Source organism: Bradyrhizobium ontarionense (genome assembly GCF_021088345.1).
Taxonomy (GTDB): Bacteria; Pseudomonadota; Alphaproteobacteria; order Rhizobiales; family Xanthobacteraceae; genus Bradyrhizobium; species Bradyrhizobium ontarionense.
Map to the genome: position 1 here is coordinate 1,816,238 of NZ_CP088156.1, position 18,448 is coordinate 1,834,685.

General features: G+C 64.9%; 16 protein-coding genes. 7 read left to right on the plus strand and 9 right to left on the minus strand.

Annotated elements, in window-relative coordinates:
- Positions 1 to 3: 3 nt before the first annotated feature.
- Positions 4 to 1,044 (minus strand): carbon-nitrogen hydrolase family protein, encoded by a 1,041-nt coding sequence (locus LQG66_RS08190; protein WP_231325231.1) that lies wholly within the window; start codon positions 1,042 to 1,044, stop codon positions 4 to 6.
- A 193-nt stretch (positions 1,045 to 1,237) separates the two neighbouring features.
- Between LQG66_RS08190 and LQG66_RS08195 the strand changes: the two genes are divergently transcribed.
- The 4 genes from LQG66_RS08195 to LQG66_RS08210 all read left to right on the plus strand — a co-directional run bounded on the left by LQG66_RS08195 (position 1,238) and on the right by LQG66_RS08210 (position 4,291).
- Complete coding sequence (locus LQG66_RS08195; RefSeq protein WP_231325233.1) at positions 1,238 to 2,194, plus strand: AraC-like ligand-binding domain-containing protein; 957 nt, start codon at positions 1,238 to 1,240, stop codon at positions 2,192 to 2,194.
- 48 nt (positions 2,195 to 2,242) lie between these two features.
- Positions 2,243 to 2,404 carry a hypothetical protein gene (locus tag LQG66_RS08200; RefSeq protein ID WP_231325235.1) on the plus strand — a complete coding sequence of 54 codons (162 nt, stop codon included), beginning with the start codon at positions 2,243 to 2,245 and terminating at the stop codon, positions 2,402 to 2,404.
- 24 nt (positions 2,405 to 2,428) lie between these two features.
- Positions 2,429 to 2,767: a c-type cytochrome gene (locus LQG66_RS08205; protein WP_231325238.1), complete on the plus strand. Its 339-nt coding sequence runs from the start codon at positions 2,429 to 2,431 to the stop codon at positions 2,765 to 2,767.
- Positions 2,768 to 2,866: 99 nt separating this feature from the next.
- The gene (locus LQG66_RS08210) at positions 2,867 to 4,291 is read left to right on the plus strand and encodes an MFS transporter (protein ID WP_231325240.1); all 1,425 of its coding nucleotides are present in this window, start codon (positions 2,867 to 2,869) and stop codon (positions 4,289 to 4,291) included.
- Positions 4,292 to 4,492: 201 nt separating this feature from the next.
- Here the strand turns inward: LQG66_RS08210 and clpA are convergent, their stop codons facing one another.
- Both clpA and clpS read right to left on the minus strand, forming a co-directional pair.
- Complete coding sequence (clpA, locus tag LQG66_RS08215) at positions 4,493 to 6,895, minus strand: ATP-dependent Clp protease ATP-binding subunit ClpA (RefSeq protein WP_231325242.1); 2,403 nt, start codon at positions 6,893 to 6,895, stop codon at positions 4,493 to 4,495.
- A gap of 435 nt (positions 6,896 to 7,330) precedes the next feature.
- Positions 7,331 to 7,663: an ATP-dependent Clp protease adapter ClpS gene (clpS, locus tag LQG66_RS08220; protein WP_231325244.1), complete on the minus strand. Its 333-nt coding sequence runs from the start codon at positions 7,661 to 7,663 to the stop codon at positions 7,331 to 7,333.
- Between the two features lie 455 nt (positions 7,664 to 8,118).
- Between clpS and LQG66_RS08225 the strand changes: the two genes are divergently transcribed.
- Complete coding sequence (locus tag LQG66_RS08225) at positions 8,119 to 9,879, plus strand: TadE/TadG family type IV pilus assembly protein (protein ID WP_231325246.1); 1,761 nt, start codon at positions 8,119 to 8,121, stop codon at positions 9,877 to 9,879.
- Positions 9,880 to 9,968: 89 nt separating this feature from the next.
- Here the strand turns inward: LQG66_RS08225 and LQG66_RS08230 are convergent, their stop codons facing one another.
- Positions 9,969 to 10,310 (minus strand): phasin family protein, encoded by a 342-nt coding sequence (locus LQG66_RS08230; protein ID WP_231325248.1) that lies wholly within the window; start codon positions 10,308 to 10,310, stop codon positions 9,969 to 9,971.
- Between the two features lie 417 nt (positions 10,311 to 10,727).
- Here LQG66_RS08230 and LQG66_RS08235 point away from each other — a divergent pair, with 417 nt between their 5' ends.
- On the plus strand, positions 10,728 to 12,491 hold the full coding sequence (locus tag LQG66_RS08235; RefSeq protein WP_231325251.1) for a D-alanyl-D-alanine carboxypeptidase: 1,764 nt from the start codon (positions 10,728 to 10,730) through the stop codon (positions 12,489 to 12,491).
- Between the two features lie 235 nt (positions 12,492 to 12,726).
- On the opposite strand, the gene LQG66_RS08240 is transcribed toward LQG66_RS08235, so the two are convergent.
- The 4 genes from LQG66_RS08240 to LQG66_RS08255 all read right to left on the minus strand — a co-directional run bounded on the left by LQG66_RS08240 (position 12,727) and on the right by LQG66_RS08255 (position 16,701).
- Positions 12,727 to 13,443, minus strand: a complete 717-nt coding sequence (locus tag LQG66_RS08240) for a DnaJ domain-containing protein (protein ID WP_231327725.1) — start codon at positions 13,441 to 13,443, stop codon at positions 12,727 to 12,729.
- A 111-nt stretch (positions 13,444 to 13,554) separates the two neighbouring features.
- Complete coding sequence (locus tag LQG66_RS08245; protein WP_231325253.1) at positions 13,555 to 14,313, minus strand: VWA domain-containing protein; 759 nt, start codon at positions 14,311 to 14,313, stop codon at positions 13,555 to 13,557.
- Between the two features lie 134 nt (positions 14,314 to 14,447).
- Entirely contained in the window at positions 14,448 to 15,335 is an 888-nt protein-coding gene (locus LQG66_RS08250; RefSeq protein WP_231325255.1) for an alpha/beta fold hydrolase, read from the minus strand.
- Between the two features lie 442 nt (positions 15,336 to 15,777).
- Complete coding sequence (locus tag LQG66_RS08255) at positions 15,778 to 16,701, minus strand: division plane positioning ATPase MipZ (RefSeq protein ID WP_231325257.1); 924 nt, start codon at positions 16,699 to 16,701, stop codon at positions 15,778 to 15,780.
- Positions 16,702 to 16,962: 261 nt separating this feature from the next.
- Here LQG66_RS08255 and panC point away from each other — a divergent pair, with 261 nt between their 5' ends.
- Complete coding sequence (panC, locus tag LQG66_RS08260; RefSeq protein WP_231325259.1) at positions 16,963 to 17,814, plus strand: pantoate--beta-alanine ligase; 852 nt, start codon at positions 16,963 to 16,965, stop codon at positions 17,812 to 17,814.
- A gap of 175 nt (positions 17,815 to 17,989) precedes the next feature.
- Here panC and LQG66_RS08265 read toward each other — a convergent pair whose 3' ends face one another.
- Complete coding sequence (locus LQG66_RS08265; protein ID WP_231325261.1) at positions 17,990 to 18,430, minus strand: DUF1489 family protein; 441 nt, start codon at positions 18,428 to 18,430, stop codon at positions 17,990 to 17,992.
- Positions 18,431 to 18,448: the final 18 nt, after the last annotated feature.

Sequence of the window (18,448 nt, forward strand, 5' to 3'; positions counted from 1 at the left end):
CTCTCAAGCAACTTCGCCGGACCGGGCCGACGGAACCTCCGCGGCCGGACCAGTCGAGGCCACACCATCGACCGGCAGCGCAAAATGCTCGACCCGATTGAACGGCTTGTTGTTGAGCAAGAGCCGCGTCACATCGGGGCGTGAATAATGCCCGGCCGGATCGGCGGCGTTCTTGGCGATGCCGATCATGCCGAGATCGATTTCGGCGATCAGCAGACCTTCCTGCTCGGGCGGCAGCTTCTCGGCGAGCGAGCTGCCGTCGGGGCCAAAGATCGCGGCATGACCGCCGCCGACATGCAGCAGTGCGTGCTTGTCGGGCCGGTCGCAGAGTTCGTCGATCATCGCCTGCGAGACAGTGGCACACGGTGCGAGCACGAAGCACGAGCCTTCGACGGCGTAGACCCGCGAGGCTGCATTGTTGACCTCGGCGCCGAGCGCCGGCGCGAATGGATCGTAGAGCGAGAAGCTCGGCCAGGCCGCGACATGCACCTGTTCGTTCTGGGCATACATCGCGTATTTCGACAGCGGCTGCAGATGCTCCCAGCAGCACAGCGCGCCGATCCGCCCGATGTCGGGCCGATCATGCACGGCGAGATCGCTGCCGTCGCCCTCGCCATAGACGGTGCGCTCGGCGTGGGTCGGTCGCAGCTTGCGACGCTTGGCGATGGTTTCGCCGTCGGGGCCGATCAGCCATTGCGCGATGTAGAGACTGCCGCCGTCGCGCTCGGAGACGCCGAGCACGGCCGTAAGCTTCGCCTTGCGCACCGCGGCCCGCAGCGCATCCGCCTGCGGGCTGTCATAGGCCAGCGAATTGTCGAAATACCGCTGCACGAAGCCGCGGCCGATGCACCAGGCCGGCGAGTCCATCCAGATGTGCCAGGGATAGCCGGGGATGAAGACCTCCGGAAATGCGATCAGCTTGGCGCCCTTGTCGGCCGCCTCCTCGATCAGCCCGATCGTCTTCGCGATCGAGGCATCCAGGTCGAGCCAGGCCGGCGCCGCCTGGACGACCGCCACCTTGTATTTCGGATGTGCCATTCCCATCGCGTGAGCTCCCTGCTGCCGATTTGCGGCGCGTCCCGCCGCATCCCGACCCACTATTGACGTCGGCCGTCATTCGCGCTCGTCTTGCAGGGAACGAAAACTCGACTGCGGCGGCGGCGGATGGACCAGCCGGCCCGGAATTTGCTGCATTGCAGGCTATCCGATCGCAACAGGTGCAAGGGCAGACGGAGCAATGCCGATCCTGTTCACCACAGATGGAAGCCCCGGCCATCGCCGCCTGGCGCTCTGGCAGGACATCGTCTGCGACGTCTATGTCGGCCTCGATTGCACGTCCGATCTCGGCAGCGCGTTTCGGGGTTCGGTCACGCATGCCAATCTCGGCCAGGCCGTCTGCTCGGAAGTCTGCTCCGGCCAGCAGCGGGTCCATCGCACCCGTCAGCGCATCTCGCGATCGGATGCGGACTTCGTGCTGGTCGCGCTTGGGCAGGACGGGATCGGCGGTGTGGTCCAGGATGGCCGCGACACGGTGATCCGGCCCGGCGAGTTCGCGATCTACGATACGACCCGTCCCTATGAGCTGCAGTTCGACACAGCATTCAGGCAGGTCGTGTTCAAGCTGCCGCGCGACATGCTGCAACGCAGGATCGGACCGATCGAGGTGGTGACGGCGATCACCTTCGGGGCCGACAGCCCGTTGCCGAAGCTCGCCCACGACTTCATCCTCCAACTCTGTAGGAACGCCGAGCTGATCGGCGACGAGCATGCGGACCGTCTGACCGACCAGGCCGCCGACCTGCTGGCGATGGCGCTCAGCGAGCGGCTCAGCACGCAGCACCTGCCCGCCTCCACCCATCGCGCGGCGCTGCTCTATCGTCTCAAGGCGCACATCCGCGCACGACTGCCCGATCCCGATCTGTCGCTGTCGGAGGTCGCGCGCGAGCTCGGACTATCCGCCCGCTACGTCAACGACCTGTTCTCGGACGAGGACACCTCGTTCCAGCGTCATGTGCTGTCGGAGCGCCTCAAGCAGTGTCAGCGCGACCTCGCCTCGCCGGCGTTGGCCCGTCGCCAGGTCAGCGAGATCGCGTTCAGCTGGGGTTTCAACGACCTCTCGCATTTCGGTCGCGTATTTCGCGAACGGTTCGGCGTCTCGCCGCGCCAGTGGCGGCGCAGCCCCCCTACGCGCTAGACTGCGCGCGCGGCCTCACTTGCTGGTCGGCCGCGGCCGGATGATGCGATGCGCCGTTTTGCTCTGAAAGCCTTGTTCACCCTGCTCACGCTGAACCGGGACGATGACGATCCTCCCCGCTGGGATCGGATCATTCTGATCGGCTCGACCGTGGTAACGATTGGCTTGGTCGGCCTTTACGCTTATGGCAAGGCGACCGGCCGCTGGTAGGCCGGAACGAGTTAAGGGTTTCCCATGATGAGACGAGCGGGCCTTGCGCTGCTGCTGGCCGTGGCCGTGCAGGGCCCGAGCCATGCATTGGATAGCGAGCAGAGCCGAGGAAAAGCGCTCTTGCAAAGCCTTTGCAGCAGATGCCATGCCGTAGGTCTCACCGGCGCAAGCCCGCATCCGGACGCGCCGCCGTTCAGGACCTTCGGTGACCGCAAACTCTACGACGACGACTTTGCCCAGCGACTGCAGACCGGCCTCTCGACCATCCACAAGGATATGCCGAGCTTCCGGTTCGATCGGACCGAGGCCGAGGCCGCGGTCAATTATCTCAAGGCGATCCAGGTCCGCCGCCAGCCGAAATGACCAGCCGGTGTGGCGCGCCGGCTTGGACCATCGTTTCCGGGCCGCGGTTGGCTGGTCCGCCCCCTTGTCCGCGTCGCAGCGGGCGCCGGAGCCCGCGCGATGACATCAGCGACCACGATCGTGCACGTCGACGGGTTGCCGCTCCCGCAACGGACCTGGGCTATCGTGACGATCGCACTCGGGATCGTCATGGCGGTCGTGGACGGCGCGATTGCCAATGTGGCGCTGCCGACGATCGCCAGGGATCTCAATGCCAGTCCGGCGTTCTCGATCTGGATCGTCAACGGCTATCAGCTCGCGGTGACGATCTCGCTGCTGCCGCTGGCCTCGCTCGGCGAGATCATCGGCTACCGCCGCGTCTATCTCGCCGGGCTCGTGCTGTTCACGGTCGCCTCCGCCTTCTGCGCGCTGGCTGACAGCCTGTTGCTGCTGACGCTCGCGCGCATCCTGCAGGGCTTCGGCGCCGCAGGGATCCTGAGCGTGAACTCGGCGCTGGTGCGCTTCACCTACCCGCACGCTCTGCTCGGCCGCGGCATCGGCATCAATGCGATGGTGGTCGCGGTCTCGGCCGCGGTCGGCCCGACCATCGCGGCGGGCATCCTCGCCGTCGGCAGCTGGCCCTGGCTATTTGCGATCAACGTGCCGCTCGGCCTCGTCACCTTCGCGTTCGGCTTCCGCTTCCTGCCGCACACCCCGCGCGCGCCGCACATGTTCGACTGGCAGAGCGCGGCCTTGAGCGCCGTCACCTTCGGCTTTCTGATTGCCGCCGTGGACAGCGTCGGACATGGCGAAGCGCTGGTGACCTGCGCCTTCGAATTCGTTGTCGCCGTTGTTGCCGGCGTGCTGCTGGTGTACCGCCAGACTCACATGGCCTCGCCGTTGCTGCCGCTCGACCTGCTGCGCATCCCGGTGTTCGCGCTGTCGATCGCAACCTCGATCTCGTCGTTCTGCGGACAGATGCTCGCCTTCGTCGCCATCCCCTTCTATCTCGAGAGTCATTTCGGCTACTCGCCGGTGCAGATGGGCCTCCTGATCACACCCTGGCCGATCGCGGTCGGTCTGACTGCGCCCATTGCCGGCCGGCTCGTCGAACGCGTGCCGGCCGGCCTCCTGGGCGGCATCGGCCTCGTGATCTTCGCACTTGGGCTCGGCGCACTCGGGCTGTTGCCGCGGGAGCCCGCGGCGTTCGACATCGTCTGGCGCATGGCCGTCGCGGGCTGCGGCTTCGGCCTGTTCCAGACGCCGAACAACCGCACCATGATCGCGGCCGCGCCGCGCGAACGCGCTGGCGGCGCCAGCGGCATGCTGGGCACCGCGCGCCTGCTCGGCCAGACCACGGGCGCGGCGCTGGTTGCGATGTTCCTCGCCCTCGATCCAGCCGACGGCACCCGGCTGTCGCTGCTGACCGGCGTCGGCTTTGCACTCGTGGGCGCGTTCCTGAGCATGCTCCGGCTGTCGCCCGCAGGCGCGCGCGGCGCCGAGCATGTCCGGATTCACGAGGGACAGCGGCTGAAGGGCGAGTAGCGGCTCACGGACGATGTCGGCCCTCCTGCTGTCTGCGACGACGGAGTTCGCGTTCGGCATGCGCTTCGCGCCTGACGGTCTATTTCTTCATCAAGCCGGCCTGAGCGCCGATCCTCCGATCTCCAGCCGGTCCTGCACTCTCCAAAAGAGAAAGGCCGGCGCAACGGCCGGCCTTTCGCGTTCACCTGTGTCGTCGAGGGCTCAAGCCTTGACCAGCGGCCCCTTCGGAGCCGGCCCCTTGGATCCACCGCCGGGGCCGCCCGGCTTCGACTTACGCTTGCGCGCGACCGGAAGCTTCTCCGGCTTCGGCGTGACTGGGCCTTCGACGAACTCGAAGCCGATCTTCTCGGCTTCCGGACCCGCCTCGTCCTTGACGAGGACCACACGGACGTGGCCGCCGCCCTTGAGCTTGCCGAACAGCACCTCGTCAGCCAAGGGCTTCTTGATGTGCTCCTGGATCACACGGCCCATCGGGCGTGCCCCCATCTGCTCGTCATAGCCGTGCTGAATGAGCCAGGCCTTGGCCGGCTCCGACAGCTCGATCGTGACGTCGCGATCGGCCAGCTGAGCCTCGAGCTGCAGCACGAACTTCTCGACGACCATTCCGATCACCTCGACGTTGAGGTGCGCGAACGAGACGATGGAGTCGAGCCGGTTGCGGAATTCCGGCGCAAACTGCCGGTTGATCGCCTCGTGGTCGTCACCTTCCCGCTTCGAGCGGTGGAAGCCGAACGCCTGCTTGGCCATGTCGGCCGCGCCCGCATTCGTGGTCATGATCAGGATCACGTTGCGGAAGTTGACCTGCTTGCCATTGTGGTCGGTGAGCCGGCCGTGATCCATGATCTGCAGCAGCACATTGTAGAGATCAGGGTGCGCCTTCTCGATCTCGTCGAGCAGCACCACGCAGTGCGGATGCTGATCGACGCCGTCGGTCAGGAGACCGCCCTGGTCGAAGCCAACGTAGCCTGGAGGTGCGCCGATCAGGCGCGACACCGTGTGCCGCTCCATGTACTCCGACATGTCGAAGCGCAGCAGCTCGACGCCCAGCGACGCGGCAAGCTGCTTGGCGACCTCGGTCTTGCCGACGCCGGTCGGACCCGAGAACAGGTAGCAGCCGATCGGCTTCTCCGGTTCGCGCAGGCCGGCCCGCGCCAGCTTGATCGAGGCCGACAGCGAATCGATCGCCTTGTCCTGGCCGAACACGACGCGCTTCAGGGTCTGCTCGAGATGCTTGAGCACCTCGGCGTCGTCCTTCGACACGCTCTTCGGGGGAATCCGCGCCATCGTGGCGATCGTGGTCTCGATCTCCTTGATGCCGATCGTCTTCTTGCGCTTGTTCTCGGCCAGCAGCATCTGCGCCGCGCCGGATTCGTCGATCACGTCGATCGCTTTGTCCGGAAGCTTACGGTCATGGATGTAGCGCGACGACAGCTGCACCGCGGCCTCGATGGCCTCGTTGGTGTATTTCAGCCGATGATAGTCCTCGAAATACGGCTTCAGACCCTTGAGGATCGCGATCGCATCCTCGACCGACGGCTCGTTGACGTCGATCTTCTGGAACCGGCGCACCAGCGCGCGATCCTTTTCGAAGTGCTGACGATACTCCTTGTAGGTCGTCGAGCCCATGCAGCGGATGGAACCGGACGCGAGCGCCGGCTTCAGCAGGTTGGACGCGTCCATAGCGCCGCCCGAGGTCGCACCTGCGCCGATCACGGTGTGGATCTCGTCGATGAACAGGATCGCGTTCGGATGCGCCTCGAGCTCCTTGAGGACCTGCTTCAGCCGCTCCTCGAAATCGCCGCGATAGCGCGTGCCGGCGAGCAGCGTGCCCATGTCGAGCGAGAACACGGTTGCGGCCGCGAGCACCTCGGGCACCTCGCTGTCGACGATGCGCTTGGCGAGCCCTTCCGCGATCGCGGTCTTGCCGACGCCGGCCTCGCCGACGAACAGCGGGTTGTTCTTCTGGCGGCGGCACAGCACCTGGATGGCGCGGTTGATCTCGGAGTTACGGCCGATCACCGGATCGATCTTGCCGTCGCGGGCCTTCTTGTTGAGATTGACGCAATATGTTTCCAGCGCCTCGCCCTTTTTCTTTGAGTCGTCGCTACCCTTGGTCTCGGTCTCTTCGTCGACGCCGCGAACGGGGCGCGCTTCGGACACGCCGGGCCGCTTGGCGATGCCGTGGCTGATGTAGTTGACCGCGTCGTAGCGCGTCATGTCCTGCTCCTGCAGGAAATACGCGGCATGGCTCTCGCGCTCGGCGAAGATTGCGATCAGCACATTGGCGCCGGTCACCTCTTCGCGGCCCGACGACTGGACGTGAATCACTGCGCGCTGAATCACGCGCTGGAACCCTGCAGTCGGCTTGGCGTCGTCGCTGCCGTCCGTCACCAGGTTTTCGAACTCGGTTTCGAGATAGTTCACAAGACTGCCGCGCAGCTTGTCGAGGTCGACGCTGCACGCGCGCATCACGGCCGCCGCATCGGAGTCATCGATCAAGGACAGCAGGAGGTGTTCCAGTGTCGCGTATTGATGATGACGCTCGTTGGCAATCGCCAGCGCACGATGCAGGGATTGTTCAAGGCTTTGGGAAAAAGTCGGCATGCGCGTCCTCTGTGGCCCCCTGGCATCATGATCGCCGCCGCCCGGTCAGGCAACAACAACCTTCGTCAAATATAGTTATAACCGAGTGCGACAAAAGACCGGTCGAGCGCCCCGATTACGCGTTCACCAGATCGTCAATGCAAAACCCGTTCCCATTAGGGCAGATCCGGCCACTGCCGTTCGAGCAGCACAAGCCGGGCACCCGCCCACGGTCCGACACAGTCAGCGGCCGTATTTCTCCGGGAGAGCGCTGCATTCGGCGCTCGACAGCGAGCGCCAGATGCCGACGACGTGCCGCGTCAGGGCGGGTCCCTGATCAGGAGCCGGATTCTCTGCGACGGTCGGGGCGGATTTGCGCCACGCGACGCTGCCGTCCCGGGCGCGCGGCCCTCGGAGCTCAAGGATTTCAAAGCTCTTGCCCCAGCAAGAACCGCTCTATTTCTTTTCCATCACACACTGCAGCGGATGCTGGTGCTTGCGGGCGAAGTCCATCACCTGCGTCACCTTGGTCTCGGCGATCTCATAGGTGAATACGCCGCACTCCCCGATGCCGTGATGGTGCACGTGGAGCATGATCTTGGTCGCGGCCTCGACGTCCTTCTGGAAGAACTTTTCCAGGACAAGAACGACGAACTCCATCGGCGTGTAATCGTCGTTCAGGATCAGGACGCGATAGAGGTTGGGACGCTTGGTCTTCGGCTTGACCTTGGTGATGACGGACGTGACCGGCCCGCCGGTTCCACCAGGCCTGTTCTCGTTGTTGCTCATCCGAGGCGCGGATCGGTTCAATCTGGAATTTAGCTGCGACATCTTACACGCGTTAGATATGGTCGCGAGAATCCCAAAAAGGGTTGCCTCGCCCTGTCCCTGCCGGGCCGCTCGCACCACCCGGTCCTGCCTTCCAGATCGCCTGTCCCAGCCGACCGGTCCAGCAGGACCGACACGCGGAACAATATGGGTCGGCGACCGGGTTGCCGCAAGCGCACGCCCGCGAGGACGAACGCTCCGGCAGGACCGATTCCCTGCCCCGGCGATGAACGGCAACGTTAATCAAACCGACCGCATTTTACAAAGCCCATTCAACGGGCATTTACAGGGAACCCCGTCGGCTGCGGAAGTCACGCCATGCTGCGGTATTCGCTACATTTTTCGGCTTTCGATTCACCGGCCCTTGAAGATCGCACCCCGAAATAGCCCCGCAGAAACCCTGACTGGTGAGCGACATGACCGATGTGACCTTCGTCCGCCTCTGCCGCCATGCCCTGCGACGTTTCGCTGGCGACAGCCGTGGCAACATCGCCGTGATCTTCGCCATCGCGCTCGTTCCGATTTTGGCCTTTGTCGGCGCCGGCGTCGACTACAGCCGGGCCAACGCCGCAAGGTCCTCGATGCAGGGCGCGCTCGACTCCACCGCGCTGATGCTGTCGCGCGACCTGGCGCAGGGCACGATCAGCGCATCCGATGTCGCGGCCAAGGCGAGCGCCTATTTCAAGGCGCTCTATACCAGCACCGACGCCCAGGGCGTTTCCGTGACGGTCAATTATACCGCATCGACCAGTTCCACGCCGTCCAACATTCAGATCACCGCGTCCGGCCAGATCGTGACCCAGTTCATGAAGCTTGCGGGCTTCCCGACCATGGACTTCAGCACCAAGGCGACCACGACCTGGGGTGACGTCAAGATGCGCGTCGCGCTCGCGCTCGACAACACCGGCTCGATGGCCTCCAGCGGCAAGATGACGGCGCTGCAGAATGCCGTGGCCGGCAGCGGCGGCCTCATTGACCAGCTCAGCGCGCTCGCCAAGAGTCCTGGTGACGTCTACATCTCCGTGGTTCCGTTCGCCAAGGTCGTCAATGTCGGCGCCAGCAACTACGCCCAGAACTGGATCGATTGGACCGACTGGCAGAATCCGCCCACGATACAGCCCGCCAACGGCTCCTATCAGGCCGCAATTCCGAACTCCAAGCTCACGCAGGGCCAGTGGGACATGGTCGGGCCAGGCTCATCCTGCCCGTTCACCTCCGGCAACGGCTTCTCCTATTTCGGCTGCACCAGCGCGCCAGCCAGCGGCAGCTCGAGCGTTTCGTCGATCCCGTCGAGCGGCAGCTATTCGGGCTACATCTGCCCGGGTTACGATTCCGCCTCGCACAGCTACTATAATGGCTGCTGGACCAGCGCCAAGACGAGCACGGTCGTGAACTACTGCACCGGATCGGGCTGCAGCTGCTCGGGCGCCAACTCGACATGCACGTGCACGGGCAGCTACAGCAGCACCGTCTGCAAGGTGAACACCTACACCAAGACCTGGGCCGCCAACGCGCAGAGCACGTGGACCGGCTGCGTCGCCGACCGGACCCAGCCCAACGACGCGAACGCCGTCTCGCCTGCGACGTCGGACGTCACCACGCTGTTCCCGGCCAACCAGCACATGGAGAACAACGTTCAATACTGCAGCAGCACCGCCTCGACCAAGCTCGGGCCGATCGTTCCGCTCAGCTACAGCTGGAGCTCGTTGAAGGCGTCCGTCAACGCCATGCAGCCGACCGGCGGCACCAACCAGGCGATCGGAATGGCCTGGGCCGTGCAGTCGCTGATCCCGAATGGCGTGCTGGGCGCGCCGGCGGAGGCCGCGAACACGACCTACAATCGGGTCATCATCCTGTTGTCGGACGGCCTGAACACCGAGGACCGCTGGCCGGACTATGGCAACGGCTCGAGCCAGGCCTCCGGCAATCCGATCGACGCCCGCCAGGCCCTGCTCTGCTCGAACCTGAAGAACACGAAGGATGCCAAGGGCAACTCCATGTACACGATCTACACGATCCAGGTGAACACCAGCTCGCCCGCTGATGCGACCTCGACCGTGCTGCAGAACTGTGCCAGCAGTCCCGACAAGTTCTACATGCTGACGAGCTCCAGCCAGATCGTGACCACGTTCAACTCGATCGGCACCGCCCTGTCCAAGCTGCGCGTCGCCAAGTAGCAGCAGCCAGGCTGCCACCGGCACGGCCGTTTCAGGCAACAAAAAAGCCCGGCGTAAGCCGGGCTTTCGTCACCAGCAGGCGCGAATGATTAGTGCGCGGCAGGCGGGGTGAACTTGGCAGCGATGCCTTCGAGCGGCTTGAAGGCCTGCTTGGCGAGATCCGAATACAGTCCCGCGATCTTCTGCGAATCGGCGACGAAGGTTTCGTAGGCCGACTTGGCGTATTCGGTCTGAACCTCGAGCACCTTGTCCAGCGACTTCACGCCGGAGAGCTTCTCGACGAACGACTTGGTGTCTTCGAACGACTTCTTGGTGTAGTCGCCATAAGCGGTCGCGATCGCATGCAACCCGTTCTGGACGGTGGTCGCGGAATTCACGGCCGTCTCGAACTGCTCTTTGCCGTAGTTCTGAAAATCTTCAACTTTAAACATGTGGCATTCCTTTCCCTGACTTTGAGCGCCCTCAGGGAGGCCCCAGCTCCCTGACGCACTCCTAATATAGTGCGGCGCACAAAAATATCAATAATCTTGTGCAATGCACCATCACGGGCATTGCAATCGCCGTCGCCGCGATATGAAGCGAATCAATGGAAATCCGTCAGGTCCGCGCAAGATTTCTTTAATCTTTTGGCAACTCGCCCGTCCTAACCTCTCCGGTGGTCGTGGCCAGCGTCGGCCAGACCATAAAGCTGTTCTAAAACAGCGTCTTAACAAAACCTCAGTTCGGGCTTTTCGATGCGCGGCCGTGACACGCAGCGATCGGGGGTCCGGCAGGCAAGATCACGGGGGCGTTCGGCACAATTTCGCCTCACGAGCCGGTGATCACGTCAGAAATTGGACGGGGATTTCATGCTTCGCAAAAACCTGGCTTCCTCGCGCCTCGTGCGGGTCGGCGTCTACGGACTGGTCACACTCGCGGCGGCGGCAGTGGTCACGGTCGACAGCGCGGAGGCGCGGCGGCACCATCGGCACCATCACGCGCGCCACTCCCCGCATAATGACGAGGGCAGCTACAGCCCGGCGTTCGCGTCCATCATCGTCGACGGCAATTCCGGCGCGACGCTGACGGCGACCAACCCCGACGCCGTGCGGCACCCCGCCTCGCTCACCAAGATCATGACGCTCTATCTGCTGTTCGAGCGCCTCGAGTCTGGTCGGATGAAGCTCGACACCGAGATGCCGGTTTCCGAGCACGCCTCGGAACAGTCGCCGACCAAGCTCGGCCTGCGTCCCGGACAAAGCATCCGCGTCGAGGATGCGATCAAGGGTCTGGTGACGCGGTCGGCCAACGACGCCGCCGTCGTGATTGCGGAGGCGATCGGCGGTGACGAGGACGAGTTCGCCAAGCTGATGACCCGCAAGGCGCGTGCGCTCGGCATGAGCCGCACCACATATGTGAACGCGTCCGGACTTCCGGACGACGCCCAGATCACGAGCGCGCGCGACCAGTCGATCCTCGGGCGGGCGATCCAGGACCGCTTCCCGCGCTACTATCGCTACTTCGCGACCGAGGTCTTCAATTATCGCGGCCAGTCGATCCGCAACCACAATCACCTGCTCGGCAATGTCGAGGGCATCGACGGCATCAAGACCGGCTACACCCGCGCGTCCGGCTTCAACATCGTCACCTCGCTCCGCCGCGGCAGCCGCCATCTGGTCGGCGTCGTCCTGGGTGGACGCAGCGGCGGGTCGCGCGACGCGATCATGCGCAACCTGCTGGCCGAGAACCTCGACAAGGGCGCGACCCGGCGCACCGTCGCCGCGATCAACGAGCGCGGCGGATCGGATGGCGGCGATGCCGCCGACCAGGGCACGATCCAGCTCGCGTCTGCCGCGCCGGATGCACCAGCGCCGAGCCGCGCCGCCAAGGTGATGTCGGCGCTGTCGGAAGCAACCGCGGCGCTGCCGCCTCCGGCGCCGAAGGAGGCCAAGGTGGTCGAGCCGGCGCCGATGACCTCGGGCGTGATCCAGAGCCAGCCGATGTCGATCATTCCCGGTTCGACCGAGCCGATGAAGCCCGTCAAGATCAAGACGGTTCAGGTCAAGGCCGGGACCGTCAAGCTTGCAACCGCCGCGCCGCAACCGGTGGCACCTGCTCCGGCGCCGTTTGCTCAGCGCGTCGAGGCGATCGAACCCGCGCCGCCCATCGCCCGCGCCGAGGCGGTGCGGCCCGATATGCCGCCGCAGCCGCCGGGCCACGGCACCGGCAACGGCATTCTCGGCGTGCTGCCGGCCTCCAGCCTGCCTCCGGCCTCGTCGCAGGCCTTGGCGTATGCCGCGCCCGCTGCCCAGCCGCCATCGCCGCCGGCCCAGCTGGCCTCGGTGAGCCCCGCTTCGGAGCCTCCGTCCAGATCGGCCGCCATCTCCCGCAGCGGCTGGATCATCCAGGTCGGCGCGCTGGACAACGAGGCCGAGGCCCAGAAGCGGATCGAGGCCGCGCGCAGCCAGGCGCAGGGTCTGTTGAGCAAGGCCGATCCGTTCACCGAGACGGTGTCGAAAGGCGACAAGACGCTGATCCGCGCCCGCTTCGCCGGCCTCGATCGCGACCAGGCCGAGGCCGTCTGCAAGAAGCTGAAGCGCGCCGACATCTCCTGCATGACCGTGCACAACTAACTGCCGAGCCGACATTCCGCCGCTGAGGCCCGCGCGACACACGCGCGGGCCTTTTCGTTTGGCCCCGCATGAGCGGGCGCTCGCCATGCGGGGTGCAAACCTCTCGTCAAGGATTTGCCGCTAGAACTTCTTCACCATGAAGAACGATCGCGACTGACGACGGCGAAGGCTTGGTGTCGACAGAGCTGCGATGGAAGCGGGTTTCGGTGTTGTGGCGTTGTTGGCGTTGCCGGAGTTAGCTGTGATGCGTACGAAGCAGAGTGTCCTTGGCCTCGTTCACCCGGGCGGCGAGGTACGTCGACCCCCCTTGGTCGGGATGCAGTTTCTTCATGAGCGCACGGTGGGCACGCCCGATCTCATCGCGCCCCGCGCCCGGCTGCAGGCCAAGGATCTGATAGGCCTCCTCGTTCGTCATTTTGGAGCTCGGCGCCGCGCGACGCTGCCCGCCTGCCGCATCGCGCTCCGCGTGCTGACGCCAACCGGGAAACCGGCGGTCCAGATAACTTTCAAGTAGCGCCAAGCTGTCGGAGTCGAGGCCCTGGGTCATCGCCGCGAGCTGCGGCAGATCGAACTCGTCCAGCGACCGGCCGGCATGGACACCGGCGACGAAGCGGCCCTGGAGCTGGCCGCTGTCGTGGTCGAGCATCATCTCGATGAATTGCGACCGCACTCGGGAGTTCTGACCGGACGATCGCTGCGTCCCCAACCCGAACATGCCGCCGATATTGCCGAGGGCGCCCGGCGACCAGCCCAGCAGTCCCGCTCCGAACAGCCCGATCGGAAGCGCGACGACCAGTTCGCCCCTGATGCCGGTGAAGGCCGCAACCGCAAGGCAACCGATGCCGCCGGCGATCTTGATGGCACGCGCCAGAGCGGCCGGGTTCGCGGCCCGGAACATCTGCAGCAACAGATAAAGGGTGACGACGGCGATGACGCCAGCGATCAATGTCATGCGCCGAATATAGGGCGTGCCGGGACAAAAAGCATGATCGTCCGCACGACGCGCGCAGGCTTCAACAGCCAGCGCGTCGGGCCAGTCGATCGCGCCTGCCACGACAGTCCCTCATCTCATCTGGCCGAGCAGAAGCGCTGCCCCGCCCCCGGAAGCGGCCAGCCGCAGCAGGGCCTCACGGCCGCCGGCGGCATAGGCCGCGGCGGCGCGCAGGAGGTCGCGCAGCTGCGCGGCCGCACCCGGATCGAACCGGCACCAGGCGCCTCCGGAGAGGCGCGCCATTTCCCGAAATGCCTGCTCCGCGACGGGATCGTGGCCCTCCTGGAACATGAACAGAGGAACCTTCAACAACCCGAGTTCGCCGGCCTTGGCACAGAGCCCGTCGACATTCTCCTCCATGGCGTCGCCCACGAAGACGACAGCGCGAATCCCTGATGCCGCTGCCTGGCGGCGGGCTTCGGCCAGCACCTTGCCGATCTGGGTCTGGCCGCCACGGCAATCGATCCTGCCCATCAACCGCGCCAGCTCGGCGCTGTCGGAGATCCAGCCGGTGGTACGGCACTCGCTGAAGCCGCGATAGTAGACCAGCCGGATGTCGAGACTGCCGAGCGCGGCCGCCTCGCGAAACATGTCGGCCTGCAGTGCGCACGCCATGTCCCAGGTCGGCTGCCGGCTCAGGGTCGCATCGAGCGCAAACAGGAGGCGGGCCCTGGATCCCTGAACCGCAGGCGACCGCGCACGAGCCTGTGCGACGAACGCGGCAACCGCATCGGCGCTCGACCGCTCCACTCCGGGCAGCCCTTCACCGCGCACTTGATCGCCGGACGGCGTGACCGGACCAGGACGGGATTTGGCGGGACCATCGACCATGCTTCGCACACCCGATCGGATGTGCATCATGTGGGTCGGCAAGGTCCGGGCTTCAATGCGTCAAGTCGCCAGACGCTGCGTCAGGCGCAGAAAAGCGCGGTCAAGAGAAGCGGCAGGTCGCGATCCGGCTATGGCTAGTGCGTCAGCGGCTTGGCCGACGTGGCGGTCTTGCCGGTCGGCGCATAAGGCGCGACCGGGCCCGGATCGAGCAACGGGGTCTTGGCCTTCACCGGCCCGATGTCGCTGGCGCTGTCGCTGTCGGCCAGGAACTTGTCGAGCATCGCCTGGATCGACGACTTGGCATCATCCGGTCCGGTGTCGCGCATGTCGTTGTGCTGGAAGTCCGTCTTGACGACCGTAATGCCTTCTTTTTCGCAAATGTCGTCGCTGGGCACGACACCCGGATCTGCCTTGAACTGCGGATCCTTGGAACGGAACGACAGGATCTTGAACTTGCCCTCGGTCACGAAGGGCACGCGCAGATTGTCGAGGGTGACGACCTTGCGAACTTCGTCCGGGTACTGCTTGGCGAAGTACATCGTGATGTCGCCGCCCATCGAATGCCCGACGACGGTCAGGTGATCATAGTCCGCATTCGGCTTCAGCTCACGCATCTGCTCGACCGCGAACTTGATATTAGCGACACCGCGCTGGATCTGCGGCAGCCGGCCGACATAGGGTTCGCCAACCTTCGTCACCATGGGCGCATCGGTCGGAAGGTCATGCTGGATGCTGACCGCCATGTAGCCGCGTGCCGCGAATACGTTGGCGAGGAAGGAGTATTCGGTGAACTTGACGGTGTTGCCGTGATTGAGGACAGCGACCGGGAGCTTGATCATGCCGGCCTCGGCCTGCATCTCCTTGTCCCGCCGCACGGCCACGTCCACCTCGACGAGACGGTTGTCGCGCGAGGAATCGTAGAGCCGCACAGTCTCGTGCCGGATCGCCCACTTGCTCGCCGTGAAGTAGCCCACGGCGGCCAGGACACTGACAGACAGAAGAACGGTTATTCCACGCTTCATGTTCGTCCCTCGGGATCTGCAACCGAAAGCAGCCTGAAACCTGCAAAACTCTCGCGGCCCGTTCTGTTTAATATATGTAACGACCCTGTGACAGGAAGGCTAAATGTTGTGTATCCGCCGCCCGTTCGTTGTGCGGCGCACCTAGTTGCTGTGCAACATCCGCCTGCCCCGGCCCGCTCTTTGAGACTTGACCTCTGAACATCAGGTTCAAATCAGTCGCGAATTTGACGGTAATTTAGCCGGCATCCGCTTGCTGCGCCTTGATCTGCCACAAATACTGCGGTCGGCGGGGGTGCCGCCAACTAAGACTGTCTAATCAGTATGTTACTGAATACGTCGGCGCCATCCAAGGCGCACAATGTCTCAGGCGCGGGGCTCCCGCCCGGGTCTCAGGCGCGGGGCTCCGCCCGGACGGCTCGGGCTCGCGCCGGTCGCGGGGAATTCAGGCGCTGATGATGTCGTGGAGGTCGAGCGGCTTGTCGACCTGGGCAAACCATTCGGCGCGGTTGGCCGCACGGCGGCGGCCCCGCTCGTCCAGCGGCAGCTTGAGCTGGCGCAGCAGGCTCGTGACTTCCTCCCGCGCCGTGACGTGGCCGAGATTGGGCCGCGTGCCCAGCGTCGCCTCGTCGATGTCGTCAAGCGCCGTCAGCCCGCGCGGGAAGAATTCGCGATAGACAACCCGTTCGGCGAAGCCGTCGATGGCGCGGAAGCCGAGCCGCAGTGACAGATCCTTCAGGCCCTCGGCGACCAGTTGCTTGTTGCGCGAGCCGAGCATGGACAGGCGATTGCGGACCACGATCCAGTCGGTCGAGGCACCGTCGATCTGGCGGCGTTTGCGCCTCACGTCGCGCACCATTTCAGCGTAGTGGCTCTCGCCGGTCACCGCATAGGTCGCGGGATCCACGGTTCCCAGCACGTCGAAGTCGAGGAAGCTGTCGTTGATCGGGGTGACCAGCGTGTCGGCCATCGAGTGTGCCAGACGCATCAGGTAGCTGTCGTTGCCCGGCGTATCGACGACGATGAAATCGAACGCATGCTCGACCGCGCTCACCGCCTCCATGAACTGCTGGAATTCGGCGTTCTCGTTCTCGTCGATCTGCAGCGTCTGGCCGAGCTTGATGCAGTAGTGAGTCGGCAATTCGAGGCGCAGGCCGGTTCGGCGCGCCCAGGCACTGCGGTTGCTGATGTAGTGGGTGAAGCTCTGCTGCCGGCAGTCGAGGTCGATGGTGGCGACGCGCTGGCCGGCCTTCAGAAGCGCCACGGCAATGTGCAGGGCGGTGGTGGACTTGCCCGACCCGCCCTTCTCGTTTCCAAGCACAACCACGTGGGCCGAGCCCGATTGTCCTTGGCTAGTCTGCACCAGCATGTTTTCGACCTCTTACGATCATCTTCGAGTCACGGTCGTCTGCGGTCAAGTGAAATGCACCATCATCGTGAATCCACGGGGGATGCATCCTCTGCTACTACTCGACGCGCGCGTTTACCAACTCCACATCGGATGCGGAGAGGTGCTAACAGACGTATTCGAGTAGGCTGAGCGGCTTGTCTCTTCCTTGTTAAGGTCGATGAGCCGAGCGTCAAGACCGAACAAGACGACCGCAATTTTTCGCTGTGAGATCGAGCAAAAATGTCACGAAGCCCGCGTGTAGCCCGAACCGTTCCAGCCCTCCGCCGCGAGCTCGACAGCTTGCGCGCGAGAAAGGCCACCGTCGCGCTCGTGCCCACCATGGGCGCGCTGCATGAAGGCCACATGTCGCTCGTCCGACTGGCGAAGCGCCGTGCCGACAAGGTCGTCGTCTCGATCTTCGTCAATCCGACTCAATTCGCGCCGACGGAAGATTTCGGCTCCTACCCGCGTACCTGGAAGGAGGACGTTGCAAAATTGACGGCCGAGCGCGTCGATCTGATCTGGAATCCCGACGCGAAGGCCATGTATCCGGATGGCTTCGCCACGCGGATCGTGCCGGAAGGCGCGGCCTTGGCCGGGCTCGAAGATCGCTTCCGCCCCCACTTTTTCGGCGGTGTTGCGACCGTGGTCGCCAAGCTGTTCACGCAATGCCGGCCCGACATCGCGATCTTCGGCGAGAAGGACTATCAGCAGCTCCGTGTGGTCGCGCAGATGGCGCGCGACCTCGATCTCGGTGTCCGCGTCGTCGGATCGCGTACGGTGCGCGAACGCGACGGGCTCGCGATGTCGTCGCGCAATGTCTATCTCAGCGCCGACCAGCGGCGCGCCGCCCCGACGCTCCATCGTGTCCTGAAGGAACTGGCGACGCGACTGCGTGCCGGCGGCGACATCCAGGCTGCGATCCGTGAAGGCGCCGCGACGATCACCGAAGCCGGCTTCGCCTTGGACTATCTCGAGGTGCGCCACGCCGAGACGCTGGCGCCGGTCGCCCCGGATGAGCCCGGCCCCAAGCGCATCCTCGTCGCCGCAAAGATCGGAACGACGCGGCTGATCGACAACGTCGCCGCCTGAGGCGGCGGGAGACCACACGCTCGCCAATAACGCCAGTGCACCCTCTCCCCTTGCGGGAGAGGCTGCAGCAACTGGCGCCGTTTAGACGGTGCACTCTGCCCTTTGCGATAGGGGGTTCACTGCCGCCGTGGCACGAGGCGTGCTGCCACGAATCACCAAAGGTCTCATCGAGCAGCTACAGCAGCCCGAGATCGCGCAACTCGCGGCGCAGCGGCTCCGGCATCGCCTCGACGCTCGCGGCACTGGCCTTGCCGAGATCGGCCGGGGCGTCCTCGGCCGTCAGGTAGCGCCAGCCCTGGAACGGGCGCATCGGCCGCGGCGACACCGCGATCACCTTCGGCTGCATGACCAGGCGACACCGCCCGATCCCGTCGCCGTCGCGGAACGGCTCGATGCCGGTGATCTTCTCGCGCGCAGCGACCTCGCCGCGAATCACCCAATAGAGCGAACCGCCGGCGAGAATGTCCTCGACACGTTTCGGCATCATCCGGGTCACATGGACGTGCTGCTGCGGCAGGCCCTTCTTCTTGGCCGCGAGCATGCGCTCCGCGATCCACGCCTTGAGGTCTTTGACGGACTCGCAGCCGACGGCCAGCTTGATCAGGTGCAGAGGCATGACGAAGGTTCGACCAGC